Origin of the sequence: Photobacterium aquae (assembly GCF_001029445.1) — a bacterium.
GTDB lineage: Bacteria > Pseudomonadota > Gammaproteobacteria > Enterobacterales > Vibrionaceae > Photobacterium > Photobacterium aquae.
In genome coordinates this window covers 1-485 of record NZ_LDOT01000060.1, presented here as the reverse complement: position 1 = coordinate 485, position 485 = coordinate 1, and the positions used below count along the sequence as shown (strand labels likewise).

The following is a 485-nucleotide window of genomic DNA, read 5'->3' as shown; positions in this document are numbered from 1 at the left end:
TTGAATGCAGTGCTTGAGATAACTAGTTGGACTTTCCCAGATTGCTATTTACTGCCAAGGCGGTAAATAAACGAATTTGCTTGGCGACCATAGCGTTATGGACCCACCTGATCCCATGCCGAACTCAGCAGTGAAACGTAACAGCGCCGATGGTAGTGTGGGGCCTCCCCATGTGAGAGTAGGACATCGCCAGGCTCAAATTTAGGAAGCCCGTTGGCTACAACGGGCTTTTCTTTCGCTCCGGCTGGTTGCAATGTGAGCGGAGTCAACAGAAGGTTTTCACTTTCTCGCCAACTGGCAAAAAAGATGAAAGTTTTGTCTTGACTGGATATCAGAAAAGCGTATTATACGCCACCTGACTTGCTGAAGCGCAACGCGCTAACGCATTGATAGTCAACGTTCTTTAACAATTTGACCATGCAATCTGTGTGGGCACTCGTGAAAAGATTTAGTCAAAAGATTTAAATCAGTGAACTGAGTGACGA

Annotated in this window: 1 rRNA gene; it reads left to right on the top strand. The window is 46.4% G+C overall.

From position 1 onward, the window contains the following. The first annotated feature begins 79 nt into the window (after positions 1-79). Positions 80-195, top strand: a 5S ribosomal RNA gene (gene rrf / locus ABT56_RS22375). The last annotated feature ends 290 nt before the right edge of the window (positions 196-485 follow it).